The organism is Stenotrophomonas sp. JAI102 (assembly GCF_013409105.1).
Taxonomy (GTDB): domain Bacteria; phylum Pseudomonadota; class Gammaproteobacteria; order Xanthomonadales; family Xanthomonadaceae; genus Stenotrophomonas; species Stenotrophomonas maltophilia_AA.
On sequence record NZ_JACCCI010000005.1, the window covers coordinates 18,594 to 39,721 of the forward strand.

Genomic DNA, 21,128 nt, shown 5'->3' on the forward strand with positions numbered 1-21,128 from the left:
GGACCGGACCCAAGACCATGGCCCAGCAAAGCCCCGATGCGAACGTGTACTTCGTGCCCACGCACAGCAAATGGCCGTTCATCGGTTCCATCGCGATGATGGTGACCATGGTCGGCGTGGCCAGCTGGCTCAACGATTCGGGCTGGGGCAAGTGGACCTTCTACGCCGGTATCGCGATGCTGGTGCTGACCATGTTCTGGTGGTTCAGCGACGTGGTGCGCGAATCGCAGGCCGGCAGCTACAACCGCCAGGTGGACGGCTCGTTCCGGATGGGGATGGTGTGGTTCATCTTCTCGGAAGTGATGTTCTTCGGCGCGTTCTTCGGCGCGCTGTTCTACACCCGCAACCTGGGCCTGCCGTGGCTGGGCGGTGCGGGCGACGGGGTGATGACCAACGAGTTGTTGTGGGACGGCTATTCGGCGGCGTGGCCGACCAATGGCCCCGGCGCGATCGGTGGGCACTTCCAGACCATCCCGGCGTGGGGTCTGCCGCTGATCAACACGCTGATCCTGCTCACTTCCGGCGTCACCCTGACCATCGCGCATCACGCGCTCAAGGCCGGTCACCGCCGCCAGCTGCTGGTCTGGCTGGGCATCACCGTGCTGCTCGGCGTGGGCTTCCTCACCCTGCAGGCGGAGGAGTACATCCACGCCTACAAGGAACTCAACCTCACCCTGGGCTCGGGCATCTACGGCTCGACCTTCTTCATGCTCACCGGCTTCCACGGCGTGCACGTGCTGCTCGGCACGATCATGCTGGCGGTGATGTGGCTGCGCTCCTCGAAAGGGCATTTCACCCGCGACAACCACTTCGGTTTCGAAGCCGCCGCGTGGTACTGGCACTTCGTCGACGTGGTGTGGCTGATGCTGTTCCTGTTCGTCTACGTGCTGTAGCGTCGGTGCGACGTCCTGCCGCATCGACGCCGGTGCGGCCTCAGCCGCCGATGCCGTGGGGCTTGATCCAACCGCTGTAGATGCCGATGACCACCAGCACGATCAGCGCCACCGACACCGCGATGCGGCGGGTGAGGGCATTGACGGTGCGCTTGGTCTGGCCGCGATCGACCAGCAGGTAATACAGCCCGGCGCCCAGATTCCAGACGATGACGATCAGAAACGCGATTACCAGCAGGGTTTTCAACGAATCATTCATGCGCGGCTCGATGGCGTGGCGGGTGTGCCTATATCACCGCGTTTTGCCGGCGTTGTCATGATGCGCAAGCACACACGCCTGATCGGCTGGATCGCCGCGCTGCTCGTCATCCTCGCGTTCTGCCAGCTGGGCCGCTGGCAACTGCAGCGCATGCATGAGAAAGAGGCGTTGCTGGCCCAGCAGGTGCCCGCGCGCGCGCAGTCGCTCACGCTGCGCCAGGCCCAGACCGCGCCGCCGCAGCTGCGCTGGGTGGAGGATCGCGGTCGCTTCCTGCCCGGCACGATCCTGCTCGACAACCAGACCCGCGAAGGCCGCGCCGGGATCAAGGTCTATCAGCCGTTCCAGAGTGATGACGGCGCACAGGTGCTGGTCGATCTCGGCTGGCTGCCGATGCCGCCTGATCGGGTGGTGCCGTCGATCACCCCGCGTACCGGCCACACGGCCATCAGCGGCCTGCTGGCGCCACCGCCGGCCACCGGCTTGGCCCTGGGGCCGGCGCTGTCGCCCGTCCCGCAGGCGGGCGTGTGGCTGGCCAGCCGGATGCCGCCCGATGACATGGCGCGCGCGCTGTCGCTGCCGCCCGGCAGTCTGGCCGTGCGCGTGCTGCGGCTGGATCCGGCGTTGCCCGGCGGTTACGCGCGCGATCTGGAGCTGCTGCCCAATACCCTGCCGCCCAGTCGCCATCTCGGCTACGCCGTGCAATGGTTCGGGCTGGCGTTGACCGTGCTGGTGGTCGCGCTGGTCCTGGAATTCCGTCGCCATCGCCGCCGGCGTGGCACTCCCCGGCGCTGACCGGCTCAACATGAGAAAATGCCGCCCATGAATGCCACTTCCCCGGCACGGCTGCCGTCCCGTTCACGCGGCCGCTGGACCCTGATCGCGTTGTTCGGCGTGTTCTTCGGCGCCATGGCGCTGGCGGGCGTGCTGCGCTTCTCCGGCTGGCAGCCGACCGCGCACCGCAATACCGGGGAGCTGCTGCAGCCGCCGGCCGATCTGCGCGCGCTGCCGCCCACCCTGGCCGATGGTCAGCCGTACCCGTGGAACCCGAACGATCGCACCTGGCGGATCCTCGTCGCCCCGTCTGCCAGCTGTACCAGCGAGTGCGTCACTTTGTCGCAGGGATTGGGCAAGGTGTGGCAGCTGTTCGGCCATAACGCCGATAATGTCGAGATCCTGTGGCTGGGCACGCCGCCGGCCGAGGTCCAGGGCATGCCCGCACTGCGCGCGCTGCGCGCCCAACCGGACCTGCGTGCCGCTTTGCCCGCCGTGGATGACGCCGCCGGCACGCCTGTGTATGTGATCGATCCCAATGGATTCGTGATCATGCGGTACGCGCCGGGATTCGATATGGCCGGTCTGCGCAAAGACCTGGCCACGCTGCTGAAACTGAAGTGAGTTCCATTTAGATGAGCCTCTCCGCACGCCCGGTGCTGCACCGCAATTTCCACCGTCTGGCGTGGTTTGCGCTGATCATGACCGCCAGCACGATCATGTTCGGTTCGTTCGTGCGTCTCTCCGATGCGGGCCTGAGCTGCCCGGACTGGCCGACCTGCTATGGCCGCGTCACCTGGCCGCAGCACGCCGTGGACGTGATCGGCCACGAGGCCGCCAAGATCCGCCCGCTGGAAACGCACAAGGCGTGGCGCGAGCAGGTTCACCGTTTCCTGGCTGGCGCACTCGGCATCGAGATCCTCACCCTGGCGCTGCTGGCCACGCGCCGTCGTCGCTGGGGCAGCACCGCGGTGATCACCGCCTGTGTGCTGGTGGCGACCGGCATACCGCTGTACATGATGGGGATGCACGTTCCGGCGAGCATCCTGGCGATCATCGGCGAGGCGATCCTGCTGATCGCCGCACTGCGATGGACAAACATCGACCTGGCCCGCGCGGCCCTGCTGACGCTGGCGGTGGTGATCTTCCAGGCCCTGCTCGGCATGTGGACGGTCACCTGGCTGCTCAAACCGATCGTGGTGATGGGCCATCTGCTCGGCGGCATGCTGATGTTCGGTCTGCTGGTGTGGATGGCGTGGCGCGCCACGCATATGCCGATCACTCTCGCCGAAGCACCAAAGCTGAAATGGCTGATCCGCGCCGGCGTGGCCGTGCTGGTCGCGCAGATCGCCCTCGGCGGCTGGGTCAGCGCCAACTACGCCGCACTCGCCTGCGGTGGCGGCAGCGCCTCGCTGGACAACTTCCCGCGCTGCGTCAGCCAGTGGTGGCCGCCGCATGACTTCAAGGAAGGCTTCACCCTGTGGCGCGGCATCGGCGTGGATTACGAAGGGGGCGTGCTCGATGGCGCGTCGCGCATCGCGATCCAGATGGCGCACCGGCTGATGGCGATCGTGGTGGCTGTCTACCTGCTGTGGCTCTCCGTGCGCCTGTTCCGCCTGCCGAGCATGCGCGGCTGGGCGAGCGCATTGGGCCTGCTGGTGGTGCTGCAGATCACCCTGGGCATCCTCAACGTGAAGCTGGCGGTGCCGCTGGAAGTGGCCGTCGCGCACAGCGGGGGCGCCGTGGCGCTGTTGTTCGTGCTGGTGACGCTGCTGGCGCGCCTGCGTGCGCCGGATGCCGATGGTGGCAAGGCCAGCGCTGCGTCCCCTGCCGTGCAGGCAGGCTGACGGCATGGCCAGTTACCGTCAGTACTGGGATCTGACCAAGCCCAAGGTCGTCGCCCTGATCGTGTTCACCGCGCTGGTGGGCATGTTCCTGGCCATCCCCGGCGTGCCGACCGCGCAGCAGGCGCTGGACGGCGCCCTCGGCTTCCTCGGCATCTGGCTGGCCGCCTCGGCCGCCGCGGCGATCAACCAGCTGCTGGACGCGCGCATCGATGCGCAGATGGCGCGCACCTCGTGGCGCCCGCTGGTGGTGGGCAAGGTCAAGCCGTGGCAGGTGCTGGTCTTCGCCGGCCTGCTGATCGCGCTGTCGATGACGATCCTGGTGGTCTGGGTCAACGTGATCACCGCCGTGCTGACCTTCGCCTCGCTGATCGGTTACGCGGTGATCTACACCGTGTACCTCAAGCGCGCGACCTCGCAGAACATCGTCATCGGCGGCCTCGCCGGCGCCACCCCGCCGATGCTGGGCTGGGCCGCGATCACCGGCATGCAGGGCCCGTGGGACTGGGCCTACGCGTCGCTGCTGGTGCTGATCATCTTCATCTGGACCCCGCCGCACTTCTGGGCGCTGGCGATCTTCCGCCGCGAGGATTACGCCAAGGCGGAGATCCCGATGCTGCCGGTGACCCATGGCGTGGCGTACACCCGCAAGTCGATCATGGTCTATTCGATCGCACTGGCCATCGTCAGCATCCTGCCGGTCGTGTTCGGCATGAGCGGTATGTTCTACCTCGGCGGCGCGATCGTGCTCAACGCGGTCTTCCTCTGGTACGCCTGGCGCATGCTCAACCCGCCGGACGAACTGTTCTCGATGAAGATGTTCGGCTACTCCATCGTCTACCTGATGGCGTTGTTCGCCTTCCTGATGGTGGACCACTGGATGCTGCCCTGGTTGTAGGGGCGGGTGCGCTGCGACACATTGAATTTCCCGCAAACGTCGCCATTGCTGTCATGACCGAACAGGACGTGACGGCATGAAACGATGGATGCGAAGTGCAGTACTGGCCATGACACTTCTGTGCAGCGCGGCGATTGCCGCGCCTGCACGCGATGAGACAGCCACGCAGATCATGCGGCATGCAGGCGATGCGCGCCTGATCGTGCTGGGCGAACTGCACGGTACGCGCGAGATGCCGCAGCTTATCCAGGAACTTGTCCAAGCTTATGTCGCGCAGGGCACCCCGCTGCACCTTGGGCTGGAACTGCCGGCGACCGAGAACGCCCGGCTGGCCACCTACCTGTCCTCCAACGGTGATGCCGCAGCACGCCAGGCGGTACGCACTACCTCCTATTGGCGGACCGCCGGTAAACCGCACGACGGCCGCCGCAATGAAGACACGCTGTCGCTGATCGAGGCGGTGCGGGTGCTGCGCGCGCAGGGCCACGATGTGCAGGTCTTTGGGTTCGACCAGGTGCTGCCGGCGGCACAGGCCGGTACCGGCGCGCGTGATGCGGCGATGGCGGAAGCACTGCGCGCACACCACGCAACGTTGCCTTCCGATGGGCGGCTGCTGGTACTGACCGGCAATGTGCATGCCATGCGCACTCAGCCAGAGGGGCTGCCGTGGCCGCCGATGACCGCCTTGCTGCTCGCGCTCCAGCCCTATGCGGTCCGCGTGGATGCTCGCAGCGGAGAGGCGTGGGCCTGCGCGCAGCATCGGCAATGCGGTGCGCGATCGTTGGTGGCATACACCGGGCCTTCGCCGCTGCAGAAGACGGGCACCGACCGTTCATACGATCTGCAGATATGGGTGCCGCGATTCAGCGTGGCGAGATGGGTGGACTAGCTGCTTGCGGCTGGGATGGCCCGCGCCGCAGCGTCAGGCAGTTGAGCGAGCTCAACTGCCTCCGTCACCCTTCATCGGTTCCACCGGATCACGCGCATACCGCTGCGCGATCATCGCGCAGACGATCAGCTGGATCTGGTGGTAGATCATGATCGGCAGCACGATCGCACCGAGGCTGCCGCCGGCGAACAGCACCTTCGCGATCGGCACGCCGGTGGCCAGGCTCTTCTTCGAGCCGCAGAACAGGATGGTGATTTCATCCTCGCGGTTGAAGCCCAACCGGCGTGCGATGAAGCGGATCAGCGGCATCGCGATGCCGAGCAGTACCGCTGCCACCACCGCCACGCTCACCAGCGACAGCAGCGGGGTCTTGCTCCACAGTCCTTCGCTGACGGCTTCGCCGAAGGCAGAGTAGACCACCAGCAGGATCGTGCCCTGGTCGGTGTAGCGCAGCAGGGCGCGCTGCTTTTCCACCCAGCGGGCGATCCACGGGCGCAGCAGATGGCCGGCCACGAACGGCACCAGCAGCTGCAGCATGATGCTGACGATGGCCTGGCCGGGGTTGTGCATGCCGCCTTCGGTACCGGCCAGCAGCGCCAGCAGCAACGGGGTCAGGAACACACCCAGGATGCTCGACAGCGAGGCGCTGCATACGGCCGCCGGCACGTTGCCGCGCGCGATCGAGGTGAACGCGATCGACGACTGCACGGTGGACGGCAGCGCGCACAGGAACAGCACGCCGATGTAGAGCTCCGGTGTCAGCAGCCAGCCGTCCAGCGGTTTGAACATCAGCCCCAGCAGCGGGAACAGCACGAAGGTGCAGGCCAGGATGGTCAGGTGCAGGCGCCAGTGCAGCAGGCCGGCGACGATCGATTCCCGCGGCAGCCGCGCACCGTGCAGGAAGAACAGCGCGGCGATGGCGACGTTGGTGACATCGTCGAGCACCATGGCCGCGGCGCCGTGCATCGGCAGGAAGGAGGCCAGCAGCACGGTGCAGAGCAGGGCGAGGGTGAAGTTGTCCGGTCGCAGGCGCGACCACCAGCGGGTCATGGTGGGCAGGCTCCTGTAGAGCAGGGAAGTAAGCGGGGGAAGAAGGGCACGATCAACGCGCGGCGTCCTGCTCCAGCAGGACACGGGTCGGTGCTTCCAGCGAGGTCATGCCGGCGGCGCGGCCGAACGTAAGGGCATCCTCCACCGAGGCGCCCTCGCGCGCCTGCAGCAGCGCCAGCAGCGCACCGGCGCGGTTGCCGGAGGCGCAGTGCAGCAGCACCGGCCCCTGGCTCTGCGCGAGCGCGGTACGCAGGGCCTGCGCATTGGCCTCGGTCAGGCCGGCGGCACCGGCAACCGGGATGCGCACATAGCGCAGGCCCAGGCGTTCGGCAGCGGCGGTTTCATCGAAGCCACGCGCTTCGTCGGGCTGGCGCAGGTCGATCAGGGTGGTGACCCCGGCCGCGGCGGCCTGCTGCAACTCGGCGGCGCTGGGCTGCCCGGCGGTGTAGAGCTGCGGTCGTGGCTGCGCGAACGGCAGTTCCGCGGCCCAGGCGGGCAGGGCCAGCGCGAACAGCGCAGCGAAGATGCCAAGGCGAAGCAGGCGGACGATCGATGCGGCAGGATTCACGATGTGGGAAGCCACGACTGCTCCGTCGGTCAGAAGCGGAGGGTGCTGCGCGCCTTGAGCAGTTCGCGCAGCTCGTACTTGTCAGTATCGTCCAGACCCTGCTGGCTCTGCTTTGCCTGAAGCTCATCGAGGCGTTGCATCAGCAGCTGTTTCTCCAGCTGGGCGACCGCGTCATGCAGCTCCTGGGTCCACATCGCCTCATCGCCGGGCAGGGTCTGCGCGGCCAGCTTGTGCAGTGATTCCTGCTCCTCGCGGCCCTCGAAATGCTCCAGCAGCGCGCCCGTGCTGATGTCCGGGCGCTGCTCGACCAGGGTCAGCAGCTCGGTCAGCAGATCGATGCCGGGCAGGCGCAGGCCGGTGAAATGGTGGCCTTCCAGCGTCATCGCCAGCGAGGGCTGCTGCAGCAGGATCGCGATGGCTGCGCGCACCAGGCTGCGGCGCTGTGCCGGCGCCACCGCGCGCTGTGGTTGCCGCGAGGGCTGCGCGGATGCACTGGGCTTGGCACCCAGGCCGGTCAGCGTGGTCAGCTGCTGCTTCATCAGGTCGCCGAAGGCGCCATCGGGAATCTGCGCCAGCATCGGCTTGGCCCGTTCGGCCAGGCGTGCCTTGCCGTCGAGCGTGCCCATGTTGACTTCACGGGTGAGCTCGTCGAAGAAGAACTGCGACAGCGGCGTGGCCTGCTGCAGGCGCGCATCGAAGCCCTCGCGGCCTTCCTTGCGCACGATGGTGTCCGGGTCTTCGCCATCGGGCAGGAACAGGAAGAAGGCCTGGCGGCCGTCCTTCATGCGCGGCAGCACCGACTCCAGCGCACGCCAGCCGGCGCGACGACCGGCGGCATCGCCATCGAAGCAGAAGAACACGTCCGGCGCGTTGCGGAACAGCAGCTCGGCGTGGTCCGGCGTGGTCGCCGTGCCCAGCGTGGCCACCGCCTGGGTGACGCCGAACTGGAACAGCGAGACCACGTCCATGTAGCCCTCGACCACGATCAGCCGCTCGATCTTCTGGTTGGCCTGGCGCACCTGCCACAGGCCGTACAGCTCGCGGCCCTTGTGGAACAGCGCGGTCTCGGGCGAGTTGAGGTACTTCGGTCCGTCATCTTTCTCCATCACACGGCCGCCGTACGCGATCACGCGGCCGCGGCGGTCGAAGATCGGGAACATGACCCGGTCGCGGAACTTGTCGTAGACGTGGCCGCGGTCGTTCTTGGAAAACAGCCCGGCGCGGTCGAGCAGCTTCATCCGCCGCTCGTCCTTGCCCAGCGCATCCTTCAGCGCGCTGTAGCCGTCCGGTGCGTAACCGATGGCGAAGCGCTCGCGGTTCTCTTCATCGACACCGCGCTGGTCCAGGTAGGCGCGCGCCTTGTCGCTGCCCTTCAGCGCGGTCTGGAAGAACCGCGTGGCCGCGTCCAGCGCCGAGTACAGATCGCGGCTGTCGTCCTGCTGCTGCGCGGTGCGCGGCTGGGAATCGCGCGGCACTTCCATGCCGACGCGCTTGGCCAACTCATCGACCGCGTCGAGAAACTCGAGGCGGTCGTAATTCATCAGGAAACTGATCGCCGTGCCATGCGCGCCGCAGCCGAAGCAGTGATAGAACTGCTTGGTCGGCGAGACCGTGAACGAGGCCGAGCGCTCGTCATGGAACGGGCAGCGCGCCGCATATTCCTTGCCTTGGCGCTTCAACGGCACGCGGCTGCCCACTACCTCGACAATGTCGGAGCGGGCCAGCAGGTCGTCGATGAATGCGTCGGGGATACGGGCCATGGGCAGCAGGCAGGGGCATGGCCGGTCACGGCCACGCGCGGAAGCGGGGGTGCCGCTAGTCTACTAGGTGCCGACCGGTTCGCCCGGTTTCGGCGGCTCGACACCGGCCTGGGCCAGGAAGGCGCGGGCACGCAGGCGTTCGTCGATCACCGAGGTCATCAGCGCCCCGACGAAGAACACGACGGTGGCGTAGTAGATCCAGACCAGCGAGATCACCAGTGCGCCCATCGAGCCATACGCGCTGCCGGGCGCGACCGTGGCGATGTACAGGCCGATGCCATAGCGGCCGAGCGCGAACAGGGCCGAGGTGATCGCACCGCCGATGAAGGCCTGGCGCCACGCCACGCGGCGGTCGGGCAGGTAGTGGTAGAGGAAGGCAAAGCCGACGGTGTAGAGCGCCAGGCTGGTCAGGTAGCCGATCGCCGGCAGTACCGAAGGCAGGTGCGCGAAGACGACCTGCAGCAGGGTGGTCGCGGTCATCGACAGGATCAGCAGGAAGCCCAGCGCCAGCACCACGCCGAACGAGAACACGCGCTTGCGCAGCCACGCCACGATGCCGTCCAGGCGCTCGCCGCTGGTGTTGAAGATCAGGTTCAGGGCGTTCTGCAGCTGGGCGAACACCGCCGTGGCACCGATGAACAGCAGCAGCGTGCTCCACACGCCGGCCAGTGTGCCGATGTCCGGCTGGTTGTTGGCATTGCTGAGCACGGTCTCCGCCACCGAGGCGGCACTGGTGCCGGCCACATCGTTGATCTGGCCCAGCAGCGCCTCCTGCGCGGGCGGGTACAGCGAGGCCGTCAACCACAGCAGCAGGACCAGCAGTGGCGCCATCGAGAGCAGGGCGTAGAACGCCAGCGCGGCGGCCTGCGTCATGACGTCCGCATCGATGAAGCGGCGCAGCAGCACGGCAGGAAAGCTCTTCTCCAGCCGCGCCATGTGCTTGCGGACCTTGGACAGGGAGTGGCTGGGTAGGTGCATTGACGGCGTCGGATCGGGGCGAGGCCCCCGTTCTAGCAAATTGCCGGACTGCACTGGGTGAAGTCGGGGATCGGGTTCTGATCGCAACACCGCACTTGCTGGAACGGAAAAGGCCCGCATGATGCGGGCCTTTGCACTGCGGCATGGCGGCGAAATCAGCCGGCCAGCTGCTGCTTGACCAGCTTGGACACCAGGCCCATGTCGGCCTGGCCGGCCAGACGCGGCTTCAGCGCGCCCATCAGCTTGCCGATGTCGGCCGGGGTGGTCGCACCGGTTTCCGCGATAGCGGCCTGGATGGCGGCCACGATCTCGGCCTCGCCCAGCTTGGCCGGCAGGTACTGGTCGATCACCACGATTTCCTCGCGCTCGATCACGGCCAGGTCTTCACGATTGGCGGCTTCGAACTGGGTGACCGAGTCCTTGCGCTGCTTGACCATCTTTTCCAGCACGGCGAGCACGGCGGCGTCGTCCAGCTCGATGCGTTCGTCGACTTCGCGCTGCTTGATCGCGGCGTTCATCAGGCGGATCACGCCCAGGCGGTGCTTCTCGCCGGCCTTCATGGCGGCCTTCATGTCATCGGTGAGCTGCTGCTTCAGGCTCATGGGAACACCTCGTGTCGGTGGAAAAGGAAAGCGGGGCGCCGAAGCGCTGGAACGCAAAAAGCCGGTAACGCTCGCGCGTTCCGGCTTCGGCTCCGTCACGACAGGCCAAGGCCTGCCGTATCGAAGTTGCGTCCGATCAGTACAGGCGCTGACGCTTGGTGACGTCGCGCGACGAACGGCGCAGCTGACGCTTCACAGCAGCGGCAGCCTTACGCTTACGCTCCTGGGTCGGCTTTTCATAGAACTCGCGCTTGCGGGTTTCGGCCAGCACGCCGGCCTTTTCGCAGGTGCGCTTGAAGCGACGGAGCGCAAACTCGAAGGGCTCGTTCTCGCGGACTTTAACGCTGGGCATGGAATCTCCGGGACACAGTAGAACCGGGTCTCGCCCGGTGAGAGCCGCACATTATAGCGGCGAGAAAAGAAGTTGCAACCCACCCCGGCGAACTTCTTGGCCACGGGTGATGCAGAGACAGGCCAGCGTACGTCTGCCGGGGCCTGAAGAGGTCCATAATACCCCGTATGCGAGTCCTTGGTATCGAATCTTCCTGCGATGAGACCGGCGTGGCGGTGTATGACACCTCCCTGTCCGGGATCGACGCCCTGCGCGCCCATGCGGTCTACAGCCAGATTGCCCTTCACGCCGAGTACGGCGGGGTAGTGCCCGAGCTGGCCAGCCGCGACCACGTACGCAAGCTGCTGCCGCTGATCCGGCAGACCCTGGCCGAGGCCGGCATGACGGTCGCCGACATCGGCGGGGTGGCCTACACGGCCGGCCCCGGCCTGGTCGGCGCGCTGCTGGTCGGGGCGGGCGTGGCCCGTTCGCTGGCCTGGGCGCTGGAGGTGCCGGCGGTCGGTGTACATCATATGGAGGGCCATCTGCTGGCCCCGCTGATGGAAGACGACCCGCCGCAGGCGCCGTTCGTGGCCCTGCTGGTATCCGGCGGGCATACCCAGCTGGTGGCGGTGGACCGGATCGGCCAGTACCGCCTGCTGGGCGAGACCCTGGACGATGCCGCCGGCGAGGCCTTCGACAAGACCGCCAAGCTGATGGGCCTGCCGTATCCGGGCGGGCCGCAGCTGGCCGCGCTGGCCGAGCGCGGCACCCCGGGCCGGTTCAAGTTCACCCGCCCGATGACCGATCGCCCGGGGCTGGATTTCAGCTTCTCCGGGTTGAAGACCCAGGTGCTGCTGGCCTGGCGCGACAGTGACCAGAGCGAGCAGACCCGCGCCGATATCGCGCGGGGCTTTGAAGACGCCGTGGTCGACACCTTGGCGATCAAGTGCGAGCGCGCGCTGGATGCGGCGGGCACCGATGTCATCGTGGTGGCCGGCGGCGTGGGGGCCAACAAGCGCCTGCGCGCCAAGCTGCAGCAGATGGCCGCCCGCCGCGGTGGGCGTGCCTGCTTCCCGCGCCCGGCGCTGTGCACCGACAACGGCGCGATGATCGCCTTCGCCGGTGCCCTGCGCCTGGAAGCCGGCCAGCACAACCCGCCGCAGGTGCAGGTCACCCCGCGCTGGGACATGGCGACGCTGCCGGCGGTGTGAGGTTGGCTGGCGCGGAAACCTTCCTGCCACGGCCAGAGGGCACCGTGCTGCTGCGCTACTGCTTCAGCCACCGCGTTGCGGATGACTACTTCGCAGGTATGGAGTGGCAGTAGAAATGCGCCGCTGACACGCATGTTCCATCGATACAGCTCAAATGGATGGGCGCGCAGTTGGGCGCGTGCGACAAAGCGCTTGGGCGGTGGTGAGCACCACGTCGTAAATCCGGGTTGCGGCCATTGACCCTTTTGGGCTTCCCCAGTACCGTTGCCGTGTGTGCCACCGGGATCAGCTGATGGGTCAGCCCATTTCCCCCGGGGACAGTGGTGGTAAGCAAAGGGTCCCGCGCGGGGCCCTTTGTCTTTTCTGGCATCGGTGCAGATGCCCACTCACCCCGATTCCCGGCACATTCCGGACAGCCCCGTTACCATGGTCGCCATCTTCCACGTGGCATGGCTATGGACAAGGTATTCATTGAAGGGCTCGAGATCGATGCCCTGATCGGTATCTACGACTGGGAACGGCGGATCCGCCAGACCCTGCGTTTCGATCTGGAAATGGGCTTCGACAACCGCCGCCCGGCGGCCAGCGACGACATCGCCGACACCCTCAATTACAAAGCCGTCAGCAAGCGCATCGAGCAGTTCGTGCGTGACTCGGACTATGGCTTGGTCGAAACCCTGGCCGAGCGCATCGCCGAGATCGTGCTGCGTGAATTCAACGTGCAATGGCTGCGTCTCAAACTCAGCAAGCCCGGCGCGGTGCGCGGCGCGCGCGCGGTCGGCGTGATCATCGAGCGCACCCGGCAGGACCTGGCAACGCCCTGATAACCCCGATAGGAGAGCGACACACGATGTTGGATGCGGTAGTGGCAACCCGATGGCTGGACAGTGTCCAGCGGACCCTCGAACCCTGGCCCTGGGCCTACACCCTGCTGGTGCTGGCAGCGCTGGCCCTGGCGGCCTGGCTGGCCAACTTCGTCACCAAGAAGATCCTGCTGCGCGGCCTGCGCAAGCTGGTCAGCCGCCTGCCTGGGCACAGCGCGGGCAATGAAGGCGGCAACAACCTGCGGGTGATCTCGCGGCTGTCCAACGTGGTGCCGAGCATGGTCATCGCGGCCGGCATCCGGATCGTGCCGGACCTGCCGCCGGAACTGGTGGACTTCGTGATCGGGGCCTGCCGGGCGTGGGCGGTGCTGACCGTTGCGCTGGCCGTCTCGCACGCGCTGGACGCGGCCAACGATCTGTACGAGCGCCGCCCGGATGCACGTAACAAGCCGATCAAGGGCTACCTGCAGGTCGTGAAGATCATCGTCTTCGTGATCGCCGGCCTGTCGATCGTGGCGACCCTGCTGGGCGTGAAGCTCGGCCCGCTGGTCACCGGCCTCGGTGCGGCCACCGCGGTATTCATGCTGATCTTCCAGGACACCATCCTGTCGCTGGTGGCCAGCGTGCAGATCAGCGGCGATGGACGCGTGCGGCTGGGCGACTGGATCGAGATGCCGAGCCAGAACGCCGATGGCGACGTGATCGATATCGCGCTGCACACCATCACCGTGCAGAACTTCGACAAGACCATCACCACCATCCCGACCAAGAAGCTGGTCACCGAGTCGTTCAAGAATTGGCGCGGCATGCAGGAGGCGGGCGGACGCCGGATCAAGCGCGCGCTGTACCTGGACCAGCACAGCGTCGGCTTCGTCGATGCGCCGATGCTGGCCGAGCTGCAGCAGTTCGCGGTGCTCGGCGATTACCTGCGCGAGAAGCAGGCCGAGCTGCAGCAGTACAACGCCGGACTGCAGGCCAAGGGCATGGCGGCGGTCAACGCGCGTCGGGTCACCAACCTGGGCACGTTCCGTGCGTACGTGGAGCGCTACCTGAAGCAGCATCCGGGCATCCATACGGAGATGACGTTGCTGGTACGGCATCTGCAGCCGACCACCGAAGGCCTGCCGCTGGAGATCTATTGCTTCACCCGCAGCACCGCCTGGGGCGAGTACGAAGGCGTGCAGTCCGACGTGTTCGATCACCTGCTGGCGATCCTGCCGGCGTTCGGGCTGCGCGTGTTCCAGGCCTCCAGCGATGCGATGCTGATGGCCGGACAGCAGCGGCTGGCGGCGGAAGAGTAAGCTCCTGTGCCCCCGTCGGCGCGCCGGCGGGGGTGGAGATCTTCCCCCGGGGAAGAAAAATGAACGCAAAAGTCATTCACAACCGCCTCGGGAACGCTAGAATCCCGGGCTTGTAAACGTTTTCATAAGGACCGCCGGTGGCCGCCGATCGTATCGAAACCCTCATTGCCCAGATGACCGTCGAAGAAAAAGTCGGCCAGCTGGGTGTGTTCGCCGACATGGTCCGCCCGTTCGCCCCGGACGTGAACCCGGAAGCCAACGTGCTCAACGCCGACCAGGTGCTGCAGCAGGTGCGCGAGGGCAAGGTGGGCTCGCTGTTCAATGGGGTCGGCGTTGAAGCCGGTCGCCGCATCCAGCAGGTCGCGCTGGAAGAAAGCCGCCTGAAGATCCCGGTGATCCTCGCCGCGGACGTGATCCACGGCATGCGCACCGTGTTCCCGATCCCGCTGGGCGAGGCCGCCAGCTTCGAGCCGGACCTGGCCGAGCGCACCGCGCGCGCCACCGCGGTGGAAGCCACCGCTGCCGGCCTGCACTGGACCTACGCACCGGCCGTGGATATCGCCCGCGACCAGCGCTGGGGCCGCGGTGCCGAGGGCGCCGGTGAAGACGTGGTGCTGGGCTGTGCGTTCGCCGCCGCCCGCGTGCGCGGCTTCCAGGGCCCGGACCTGCGCGCCGACGATGCGCTGCTGGCCACGCCGAAGCACTTCGCCGCCTACGGCGCGGTGATGGCCGGCATGGAATACAACATGGTCGACATCTCGCCGCAGACCCTGCGCGACGTCCACCTGCCGCCGTTCAAGGCCGCTTTCGATGCCGGCGCGCTGACCGTGATGTCCTCCTTCAACGACATCAACGGCGTGCCGGCCAGTGCCAACGCCGAGCTGCTGACCGACATCCTGCGCGGGGAGTGGAACTTCCCGGGCGTGGTGATCTCCGATTACACCGCCGACATGGAACTGGTCGCGCACGGCTATGCCGCCGATGACCGCGATGCCACCGCCAAGGCCTTCACCGCCGGCCTGGACCTGAGCATGCAGAGCGGTTTCTACGCCGAGCACCTGCCGGGCCTGATCGAGAGCGGCGAAGTGCCGATGGCCACGCTGGACGAATCGGTGCGCCGCATCCTGCGCCTGAAGGAGGCGATCGGTCTGTTCGACGATCCCTACCGCTCGCTGGACCTGGCGCGCGAAGCGGATACCTCGCACATCGCCGCGCATGATGAACTCTCGCGCGATGCCGCGCGCCGCTCGATCGTGCTGCTCAAGAACGCGGATTCGGTACTGCCGCTGAAGAAGACCGGCCAGAAGATCGCGCTGATCGGGCCGTTCGTGCAGGACCGCGAGAACATCGAAGGCTGCTGGACCCTGTTCGGCGACAAGTCGCGTTACGTCACCCTGGAAGCCGGCGTACGCGCGGCGATCAGCGATGAAACACTGCTGGAAATCGTGCCGGGCTGCGACCTGGAAGCGGCCGTGCAGGATGGCATCGAACAGGCCGTGGCCGCCGCGCTGCGTGCCGACGTGGTGGTGCTCGCCCTGGGCGAGCCGCAGCGCTACAGCGGTGAAGCGCAGTCGCGCGTTGAGATCACGTTGCCGCCCGCGCAGCAGGCGCTGGCCGAAGCGGTGGCGATGACCGGCAAGCCGCTGGTCGTGCTGCTGCGCAATGGTCGCGCGCTGGCCCTGCAGGGCGCGGTGCGCAATGCGCATGCCGTGGCGATCACCTGGTACCTGGGCACGCAGACCGGCCACGCCGTGGCCGATGTGCTGTTCGGCGATTACAACCCGTCCGGCCGCCTGCCGGTGAGCTTCCCGCAGGTGTCCGGCCAGCAGCCGTACTTCTACAACCACGCCCGCACCGGTCGCCCGGAACTGCCGACCATGTCCGAGTTCAAGGCACGCTGGCGCGAGATCCCGAACGAGCCGGCGTATGCGTTCGGCCACGGCATCGGCTACACCACCTTCGCCTATGGCGTGCCGCAGCTGAGCAGCGCGACGCTGGCCTGGGACGACACCCTGACCATCACCACCACCCTGACCAACACCGGTGCGGTGGCGGGTGAGGAAGTGGTGCAGCTGTACATCCACGACCGCGTGGCCAGCCGCGTGCGGCCGGTGCGCGAGCTGAAGGGCTTCGACAAGATCGCCCTGCAGCCGGGTGAGAGCACCGAGGTGCAGTTCACGCTGGATCGCCACGCGCTGGGCTTCACCGGTCGCGACGGCGTCTTCCGCGCCGAGCCGGGCCAGTTCGAGCTGTGGGTGTGTGCTTCTTCGGCCAGCGGCGAGCCGGTGATCTTCGAGCTGCTGGCCGCCTGAGCCGGCAAAGCGTCACCCGGTAGTGCCGGCCGCTGGCCGGCACCATCGTGATCCATCATCGGCGGCTGACGTTTTGGCGGGTACGCTGGCTCCCTCGTGAAACCGATGGAGCCACCCATGCGCCTGTCCCATACCCCCCTGCTGCTGGCCCTGGCCAGCCCGTTATGGCTGGCCGCCTGCAGCCCGTCGACGCCGCCGCCGGCCGATACCGCGGCGGCAGACCCCGCACAGGGACCGGCCACGGCCATTCCCGAAGGCCGCCCGACACCCGGTGACACCGTGCCGTCCTCGGGCCTGTCACCGGATGCGGTCACTGCGGGCAGCCCGGCGCCGGATGCCGCTGCGCCTGCTGCGGGCGATGCCGCTGCCGCCACACCCGCCGCACCGAACACCGCTGCCACCAGCGACGTCCGCCAGCGCATCGAGCAGGTGCTCGGCGATGCGGCCCAGTACGAGACCGTCTTCAACGCCTTCCAGAAGGCCGTCAATGGCGGCGATCGCGCCGCCGTGGTCGAGGAAGTCCGCTTCCCGTTGAACATTGCCAATGGCGCCAAGATCACCGGGCCCGGTGAGTTCCAGCGCAACTACGAGCGCATCCTGACCCCGGCCGTGCGCAAGGCCATCGCCGCGCAGACATTCGACGACGTCATGGTCAACCAGCAGGGCGTGATGATCGGCGATGGCCAGGTCTGGCTCAACGGCACCTGCCTGGACCAGGCGTGCAGCCGCACCGAGGTCAAGGTCGTGACCATCCAGTAAGCACGGGTGTCACGCAGGCTGCCGGCGGTGCGCCGGCAGCCTGTCTGGCTCAGGCCTTCGGCGTGAGCTTGAGCAGCTTGCCGTTGCTGCCGTCTTCGAGGAGCCAGATCGCGCCATCCGGGCCCTGTTCGATCTCGCGGATGCGCTCGCCCATGTCGAAGCGTTCGGCCTCGCGGGCGTTGTCGCCATCGAAGGCCACGCGCACCAGCGCCTTGGACGACAGGCCGCCGATGAAGCCGCTGCCGTTCCAGTTCGGGAACTGCTTGCCGCTGTAGATGATGAAGCCGGCCGGGGAGATCACCGGCGTCCAGGTCACCTTCGGCGCCGCGAACTCAGGGCGGGTGGCATGGTCGGGAATGTCACGGCCATCGTAGTGATTGCCGTTGGAGACGATCGGGTAGCCGTAGTTGGCGCCGCGCTGGATCAGGTTCAGCTCGTCACCGCCGGCCGGGCCCATCTCATGCACCCACAGCGTGCCGCGCGCATCGAAGGCGATGCCCAGCGCATTGCGGTGGCCGAGCGACCACACCTGTGCGGCCACGCCACCCTGCGAGGCGAACGGGTTGTCGGCGGGGACGCTGCCGTCGTCATTCAGACGGATCAGCTTGCCGAGGTTGCCGCTCATGTCCTGGGCCGGATCGAACTTCTGGCGCTCGCTGGAGGTGATCCACAGCTTGCCGTCCGGGCCGAACGCGAGGCGATGGCCGTAATGGCCCTTGCCGCTGACCTTCGGGGTCTGGCGCCAGATCACCTTGAGGTCTTCCAGCGTGCCACTGCCATCGGCGGCCAGCGCCAGGCGCGCACGCGCCACCGCGGCGCCACGGGTGTCGCCGTCGCCTTCCTCGGCGTAGCTGAGATAGATCAGCTGGTTCTTCGCGAAGTCCGGGTGCGGCAGCACATCGCCGAAGCCCCCCTGGCCGCCGTACGCCACCTTGGGCACGCCGGTGATGGTGGCCGTCTTGCGGGTCTGCACGTTGAAGTGTTTCAGCGCGCCTTTCTTCTCGGTGACCAGCAGGCTGCCGTCGGGCAGGAAGCTCATCGCCCAGGGCTCGTTGAATCGGGCGAACTCGGTAGCGGCGAACGGCCACTGTGCCTTCGCCACGACCGGCGCGCCAGCGTTGTCTGCAGCGACGCAGGCGGTGGTGAACAGGGCGGGGGTGAGGCTGATGGCAAGGGTGAGCAACAGCTTGCGGGTCATGGAGGTCTCCGTCGGGGAGGCGATGGCCAGCCCCTGTTGTACACCATGCCCATCAACGGCGCGTGGACCAGACGTCCTGCGGACACGAAAACGGCGACCCGAAGGCCGCCGTCGTCGATGTGCCGTGGCTGCAAGCAGGCGCGATCAGGTGCCGCGCGGCACGCCCTTGTCCAGATGCGCCTGGCGCAGCGCGGTGGATTCATCCCAGCCGCGGCGGACCGCGTTGCGTGCCTGCTCCCAACTCAGCTTGCTCTGGCCACGTTCCTGCGCCCAGCGGGTCTGCAGCTCGGCTTCCACTTCTTCGTAGGCGCGGATCATGTCGTCGGCGCGGGTGCGATGGCCCAGCTGGTAGGCCGGCTCATAGTCATCGAAGAACTGGTTGTTGTCGTAATACGGTTCGCTCGGAAAGCGTTCACGCCAATAGTCCGATACCGCCTGGCGCGGGACACCGTCTTCCGGCACCCGGCCGGGAATCTGATAGTCAGTGCTCATGTGTTGGCTCCGGTGGGGTGAGGCTTCACCGTACCCAGGGCCGGGTTAACGCCATGGACCCGCGAGGTGAATGACACATCAAGCGCCATTCACCTGCGCAGCTTCTCAGCCCTCGTGATCGCGGCGCGGGAACCTGTAGATCACCGCACCGACGGCAAACGCGATGCCTGCCGCGGCGATGTTCTGCCAGCTAGCACTGGCGAACAAGGCCAGGCACAGCACCAGCGCGAGGATCGGAATCACCGGGCCACCCGGTAGCTTCAGCGCGCCCGGGCGATCGCGGAACCGACGCGCCAGCACCAGCACCGCTGCGGCCGTGCCGATGTAGGCGAACAGGCGCGTGGTCATCGACAGCAGCGCCAGCTGCACGAACGAACCGGACAAGGCCAGCGCCAGCGCGATCAGGCCCTGCGCGATGATCGCCGCTGCCGGCGTGCGGAAGCGTGGATGCACCTGCGCCAGGATCTTCGGCCCGTAGCCATCGCGCGCCAAGGCGAACAGGAAGCGCGGGCCCATCATCATCGTGTTGCTGTTGGTGCCGAGGATGGAGATCGTCGCGCCGACGGTCAGGATCAAGGCGAGCGTAAGTCCGCCGAAGCTCGCGGCGGCATCGGCCAGCGGCGTCGGCGACGCGGCCAGCCCGGCCAGGGTGCCCTGTGCGATGAACTGCACCGCGCCGTAGATCACGGTGACGGTGATGATCATGGTGATCAGCGCAAAGGGAATATCGCGGCGCGGGTTCTTGTACTCCCCGGCGGCAGCCGGGATGTTCTCGAAGCCGGCGTAGGCATACAGCAGCAGGAGCGCGGCCTCGCCCATGCGCTGCAGATCGTGCGGGTCCGGGCGCACGCCGGAGAAGGCCAGGTCGGTATCGACGTAGAACGCGCCGATCGCCACGAACAGCAGCAGCGGCAGCAGCTTGCCGATCACCAGGATCACCCCGGTGCGTGCGGCCGAGCGCACCCCGGCCACGTTCACCGCGGTGAGGAAGCCCAGCGACACCACGATGATCGCGATCCGGCCGATGTCATGCCCGGCCCACGGCCAGAACCGCGCCACCGCATCGGCCAGCGCGTTGCTGAGCGCGGCCGCCGAGCTGATCCGGGTCAGCCAGATCATCCAGCCGATCTCGAACCCGGCAAACCGGCCGAACGCCTCGCGCGCATACAGATAGCTGCCACCGGGCTCGTCGAAATAACTGGCCGCCTGTGCGTAGCAGAGCACCAGCAGCGCCACCACGATGCCGGCGGCGACCACGCCCCAGAGGCTGAAGGGGCCGAGCAGGGCGACGGTGGCGGCGGGCAGCAGATAGATGCCGCTGCCGATCACATCGTTGATCGAGAGCCCGACGATCTGCCAGCGGCTGACCGCGCGTTCGAGTTGCGGATCGGGCGGGGCGCTCAACGCTTCGCTCCACTCAGGGCCGGCAACTCCCATACGACCTGCAGATCCTCGTACTCGTCCTTCGGCAGCAGCACGAATGCCGGGCGGGTATCCGGCTTCAGCCAGGCCAGCAGGGCCTTCATGTGCTGCGGCTGCATGGCCGTGCAGCCGGCAGTGGCCTCGCCTGGCGTGCGCCAGAGGTGGGCGAAGATGCAGCTGCCGGCGCCAGGGGTGTGGTTGCTGTTGTGCTCGATTACAAAGCCCTCGCGATAGCGCACATCGCCCTTGTTGTGCAGGTCCAGCCGCATCGGTTCGGTGGACCCTTTCACTGCGGCGACGCCGACGTCCTGGGCATCGACGATGCGGTTGTAGTAACGCGAACCGGGTACATCCATGCAGTAGTGGCTGGCCGTCATCGGCTGGTAGGGCATGGCACTGGCGATCGTTGGTGCGTACCCGAATGCCGGGCCGATCTCGAAGATACCGGCGGGGCTGCGCCCGTCGCCTTCCTTCTTCTGTGGCAGCTGGTTGCGCAGCGACGCACGGCCGAGGCCCCAGGCACTGCCGTTGCGCCCAACGGCTACGGTGAAGGCAGGGCCGTGCGGGCGCCAGGCGCCGTCGATGCTCTTGCGCTCATAGGCCTGCAGTCGGCCGTGCGAGGCATCCCAGCTGTCGGTGACCACCACGATGGCCTGCCTGCTGTGCGCCATCGGCGGCGCCGGGGTGAGTGCAGCGGCCGGCAGCGCGGCGGCGAGAGCGGTAACGGCGAGGGCGGTACGCAGCAACGGCAGCATCGTTTACT

At 67.3% G+C, this 21,128-nt stretch carries 22 protein-coding genes; 11 read left to right on the plus strand and 11 right to left on the minus strand.

The features are described 5' to 3' along the window. Nucleotides 1-17 precede the first annotated feature (17 nt). Nucleotides 18-893 (plus strand): cytochrome c oxidase subunit 3, encoded by an 876-nt coding sequence (locus HDC96_RS17235; RefSeq protein ID WP_179461020.1) that lies wholly within the window; start codon nucleotides 18-20, stop codon nucleotides 891-893. Between the two features lie 40 nt (nucleotides 894-933). Here the strand turns inward: HDC96_RS17235 and HDC96_RS17240 are convergent, their stop codons facing one another. Further along, entirely contained in the window at nucleotides 934-1,152 is a 219-nt protein-coding gene (locus HDC96_RS17240) for a twin transmembrane helix small protein (protein WP_019185993.1), read from the minus strand. A 57-nt stretch (nucleotides 1,153-1,209) separates the two neighbouring features. Here HDC96_RS17240 and HDC96_RS17245 point away from each other — a divergent pair, with 57 nt between their 5' ends. The 5 genes from HDC96_RS17245 to HDC96_RS17265 all read left to right on the plus strand — a co-directional run bounded on the left by HDC96_RS17245 (nucleotide 1,210) and on the right by HDC96_RS17265 (nucleotide 5,554). After that, nucleotides 1,210-1,944, plus strand: a complete 735-nt coding sequence (locus tag HDC96_RS17245) for an SURF1 family protein (protein ID WP_179461021.1) — start codon at nucleotides 1,210-1,212, stop codon at nucleotides 1,942-1,944. A 27-nt stretch (nucleotides 1,945-1,971) separates the two neighbouring features. Beyond that, complete coding sequence (locus HDC96_RS17250) at nucleotides 1,972-2,547, plus strand: hypothetical protein (protein WP_179461022.1); 576 nt, start codon at nucleotides 1,972-1,974, stop codon at nucleotides 2,545-2,547. An 11-nt stretch (nucleotides 2,548-2,558) separates the two neighbouring features. Beyond that, nucleotides 2,559-3,770, plus strand: a complete 1,212-nt coding sequence (locus HDC96_RS17255; RefSeq protein WP_179461023.1) for a COX15/CtaA family protein — start codon at nucleotides 2,559-2,561, stop codon at nucleotides 3,768-3,770. A 4-nt stretch (nucleotides 3,771-3,774) separates the two neighbouring features. Next, a complete protein-coding gene (cyoE, locus tag HDC96_RS17260; protein WP_179461024.1) occupies nucleotides 3,775-4,665 on the plus strand; it encodes a heme o synthase in 891 nt (296 codons plus the stop codon). A gap of 202 nt (nucleotides 4,666-4,867) precedes the next feature. Then, the gene (locus tag HDC96_RS17265) at nucleotides 4,868-5,554 is read left to right on the plus strand and encodes a calcium-binding protein (RefSeq protein ID WP_343203023.1); all 687 of its coding nucleotides are present in this window, start codon (nucleotides 4,868-4,870) and stop codon (nucleotides 5,552-5,554) included. Nucleotides 5,555-5,605: 51 nt separating this feature from the next. Here HDC96_RS17265 and HDC96_RS17270 read toward each other — a convergent pair whose 3' ends face one another. The 6 genes from HDC96_RS17270 to rpsU all read right to left on the minus strand — a co-directional run bounded on the left by HDC96_RS17270 (nucleotide 5,606) and on the right by rpsU (nucleotide 10,864). Beyond that, a complete protein-coding gene (locus tag HDC96_RS17270) occupies nucleotides 5,606-6,604 on the minus strand; it encodes a bile acid:sodium symporter family protein (RefSeq protein ID WP_179461026.1) in 999 nt (332 codons plus the stop codon). Nucleotides 6,605-6,656: 52 nt separating this feature from the next. Continuing rightward, a complete protein-coding gene (locus HDC96_RS17275; RefSeq protein ID WP_343203025.1) occupies nucleotides 6,657-7,130 on the minus strand; it encodes a sulfur transferase domain-containing protein in 474 nt (157 codons plus the stop codon). A gap of 71 nt (nucleotides 7,131-7,201) precedes the next feature. Then, entirely contained in the window at nucleotides 7,202-8,932 is a 1,731-nt protein-coding gene (gene dnaG, locus HDC96_RS17280; protein WP_179461028.1) for a DNA primase, read from the minus strand. A 63-nt stretch (nucleotides 8,933-8,995) separates the two neighbouring features. Continuing rightward, nucleotides 8,996-9,910 carry a YihY/virulence factor BrkB family protein gene (locus tag HDC96_RS17285; protein ID WP_179461029.1) on the minus strand — a complete coding sequence of 305 codons (915 nt, stop codon included), beginning with the start codon at nucleotides 9,908-9,910 and terminating at the stop codon, nucleotides 8,996-8,998. A gap of 155 nt (nucleotides 9,911-10,065) precedes the next feature. Beyond that, nucleotides 10,066-10,512 carry a GatB/YqeY domain-containing protein gene (locus tag HDC96_RS17290; protein ID WP_176990535.1) on the minus strand — a complete coding sequence of 149 codons (447 nt, stop codon included), beginning with the start codon at nucleotides 10,510-10,512 and terminating at the stop codon, nucleotides 10,066-10,068. Between the two features lie 136 nt (nucleotides 10,513-10,648). Next, a complete protein-coding gene (gene rpsU / locus HDC96_RS17295; RefSeq protein WP_002808376.1) occupies nucleotides 10,649-10,864 on the minus strand; it encodes a 30S ribosomal protein S21 in 216 nt (71 codons plus the stop codon). A 167-nt stretch (nucleotides 10,865-11,031) separates the two neighbouring features. Here rpsU and tsaD point away from each other — a divergent pair, with 167 nt between their 5' ends. The 5 genes from tsaD (at nucleotide 11,032) to HDC96_RS17320 (ending at nucleotide 17,253) form a co-directional block, all read left to right on the plus strand. After that, nucleotides 11,032-12,057, plus strand: coding sequence for a tRNA (adenosine(37)-N6)-threonylcarbamoyltransferase complex transferase subunit TsaD (tsaD, locus tag HDC96_RS17300; protein ID WP_179461030.1), 1,026 nt, complete (start codon nucleotides 11,032-11,034; stop codon nucleotides 12,055-12,057). 455 nt (nucleotides 12,058-12,512) lie between these two features. Continuing rightward, nucleotides 12,513-12,881: a dihydroneopterin aldolase gene (folB, locus tag HDC96_RS17305; RefSeq protein ID WP_176990533.1), complete on the plus strand. Its 369-nt coding sequence runs from the start codon at nucleotides 12,513-12,515 to the stop codon at nucleotides 12,879-12,881. Nucleotides 12,882-12,907: 26 nt separating this feature from the next. Next, entirely contained in the window at nucleotides 12,908-14,182 is a 1,275-nt protein-coding gene (locus tag HDC96_RS17310) for a mechanosensitive ion channel family protein (protein WP_179461031.1), read from the plus strand. A gap of 137 nt (nucleotides 14,183-14,319) precedes the next feature. Then, nucleotides 14,320-16,494 (plus strand): glycoside hydrolase family 3 N-terminal domain-containing protein, encoded by a 2,175-nt coding sequence (locus HDC96_RS17315; RefSeq protein ID WP_179461032.1) that lies wholly within the window; start codon nucleotides 14,320-14,322, stop codon nucleotides 16,492-16,494. 117 nt (nucleotides 16,495-16,611) lie between these two features. Beyond that, complete coding sequence (locus HDC96_RS17320; protein WP_257018791.1) at nucleotides 16,612-17,253, plus strand: hypothetical protein; 642 nt, start codon at nucleotides 16,612-16,614, stop codon at nucleotides 17,251-17,253. Between the two features lie 49 nt (nucleotides 17,254-17,302). Here HDC96_RS17320 and HDC96_RS17325 read toward each other — a convergent pair whose 3' ends face one another. The 4 genes from HDC96_RS17325 to HDC96_RS17340 all read right to left on the minus strand — a co-directional run bounded on the left by HDC96_RS17325 (nucleotide 17,303) and on the right by HDC96_RS17340 (nucleotide 21,120). Further along, nucleotides 17,303-18,451, minus strand: a complete 1,149-nt coding sequence (locus tag HDC96_RS17325; RefSeq protein ID WP_179461033.1) for a PQQ-dependent sugar dehydrogenase — start codon at nucleotides 18,449-18,451, stop codon at nucleotides 17,303-17,305. Between the two features lie 144 nt (nucleotides 18,452-18,595). Then, nucleotides 18,596-18,943: a hypothetical protein gene (locus tag HDC96_RS17330; protein ID WP_176990529.1), complete on the minus strand. Its 348-nt coding sequence runs from the start codon at nucleotides 18,941-18,943 to the stop codon at nucleotides 18,596-18,598. Nucleotides 18,944-19,048: 105 nt separating this feature from the next. After that, nucleotides 19,049-20,347, minus strand: a complete 1,299-nt coding sequence (locus tag HDC96_RS17335; protein WP_179461034.1) for an amino acid permease — start codon at nucleotides 20,345-20,347, stop codon at nucleotides 19,049-19,051. After that, nucleotides 20,344-21,120 (minus strand): L,D-transpeptidase family protein, encoded by a 777-nt coding sequence (locus HDC96_RS17340; RefSeq protein WP_179461035.1) that lies wholly within the window; start codon nucleotides 21,118-21,120, stop codon nucleotides 20,344-20,346. The genes HDC96_RS17335 and HDC96_RS17340 overlap by 4 nt, the downstream gene beginning before the upstream one ends. Nucleotides 21,121-21,128 lie beyond the last annotated feature (8 nt).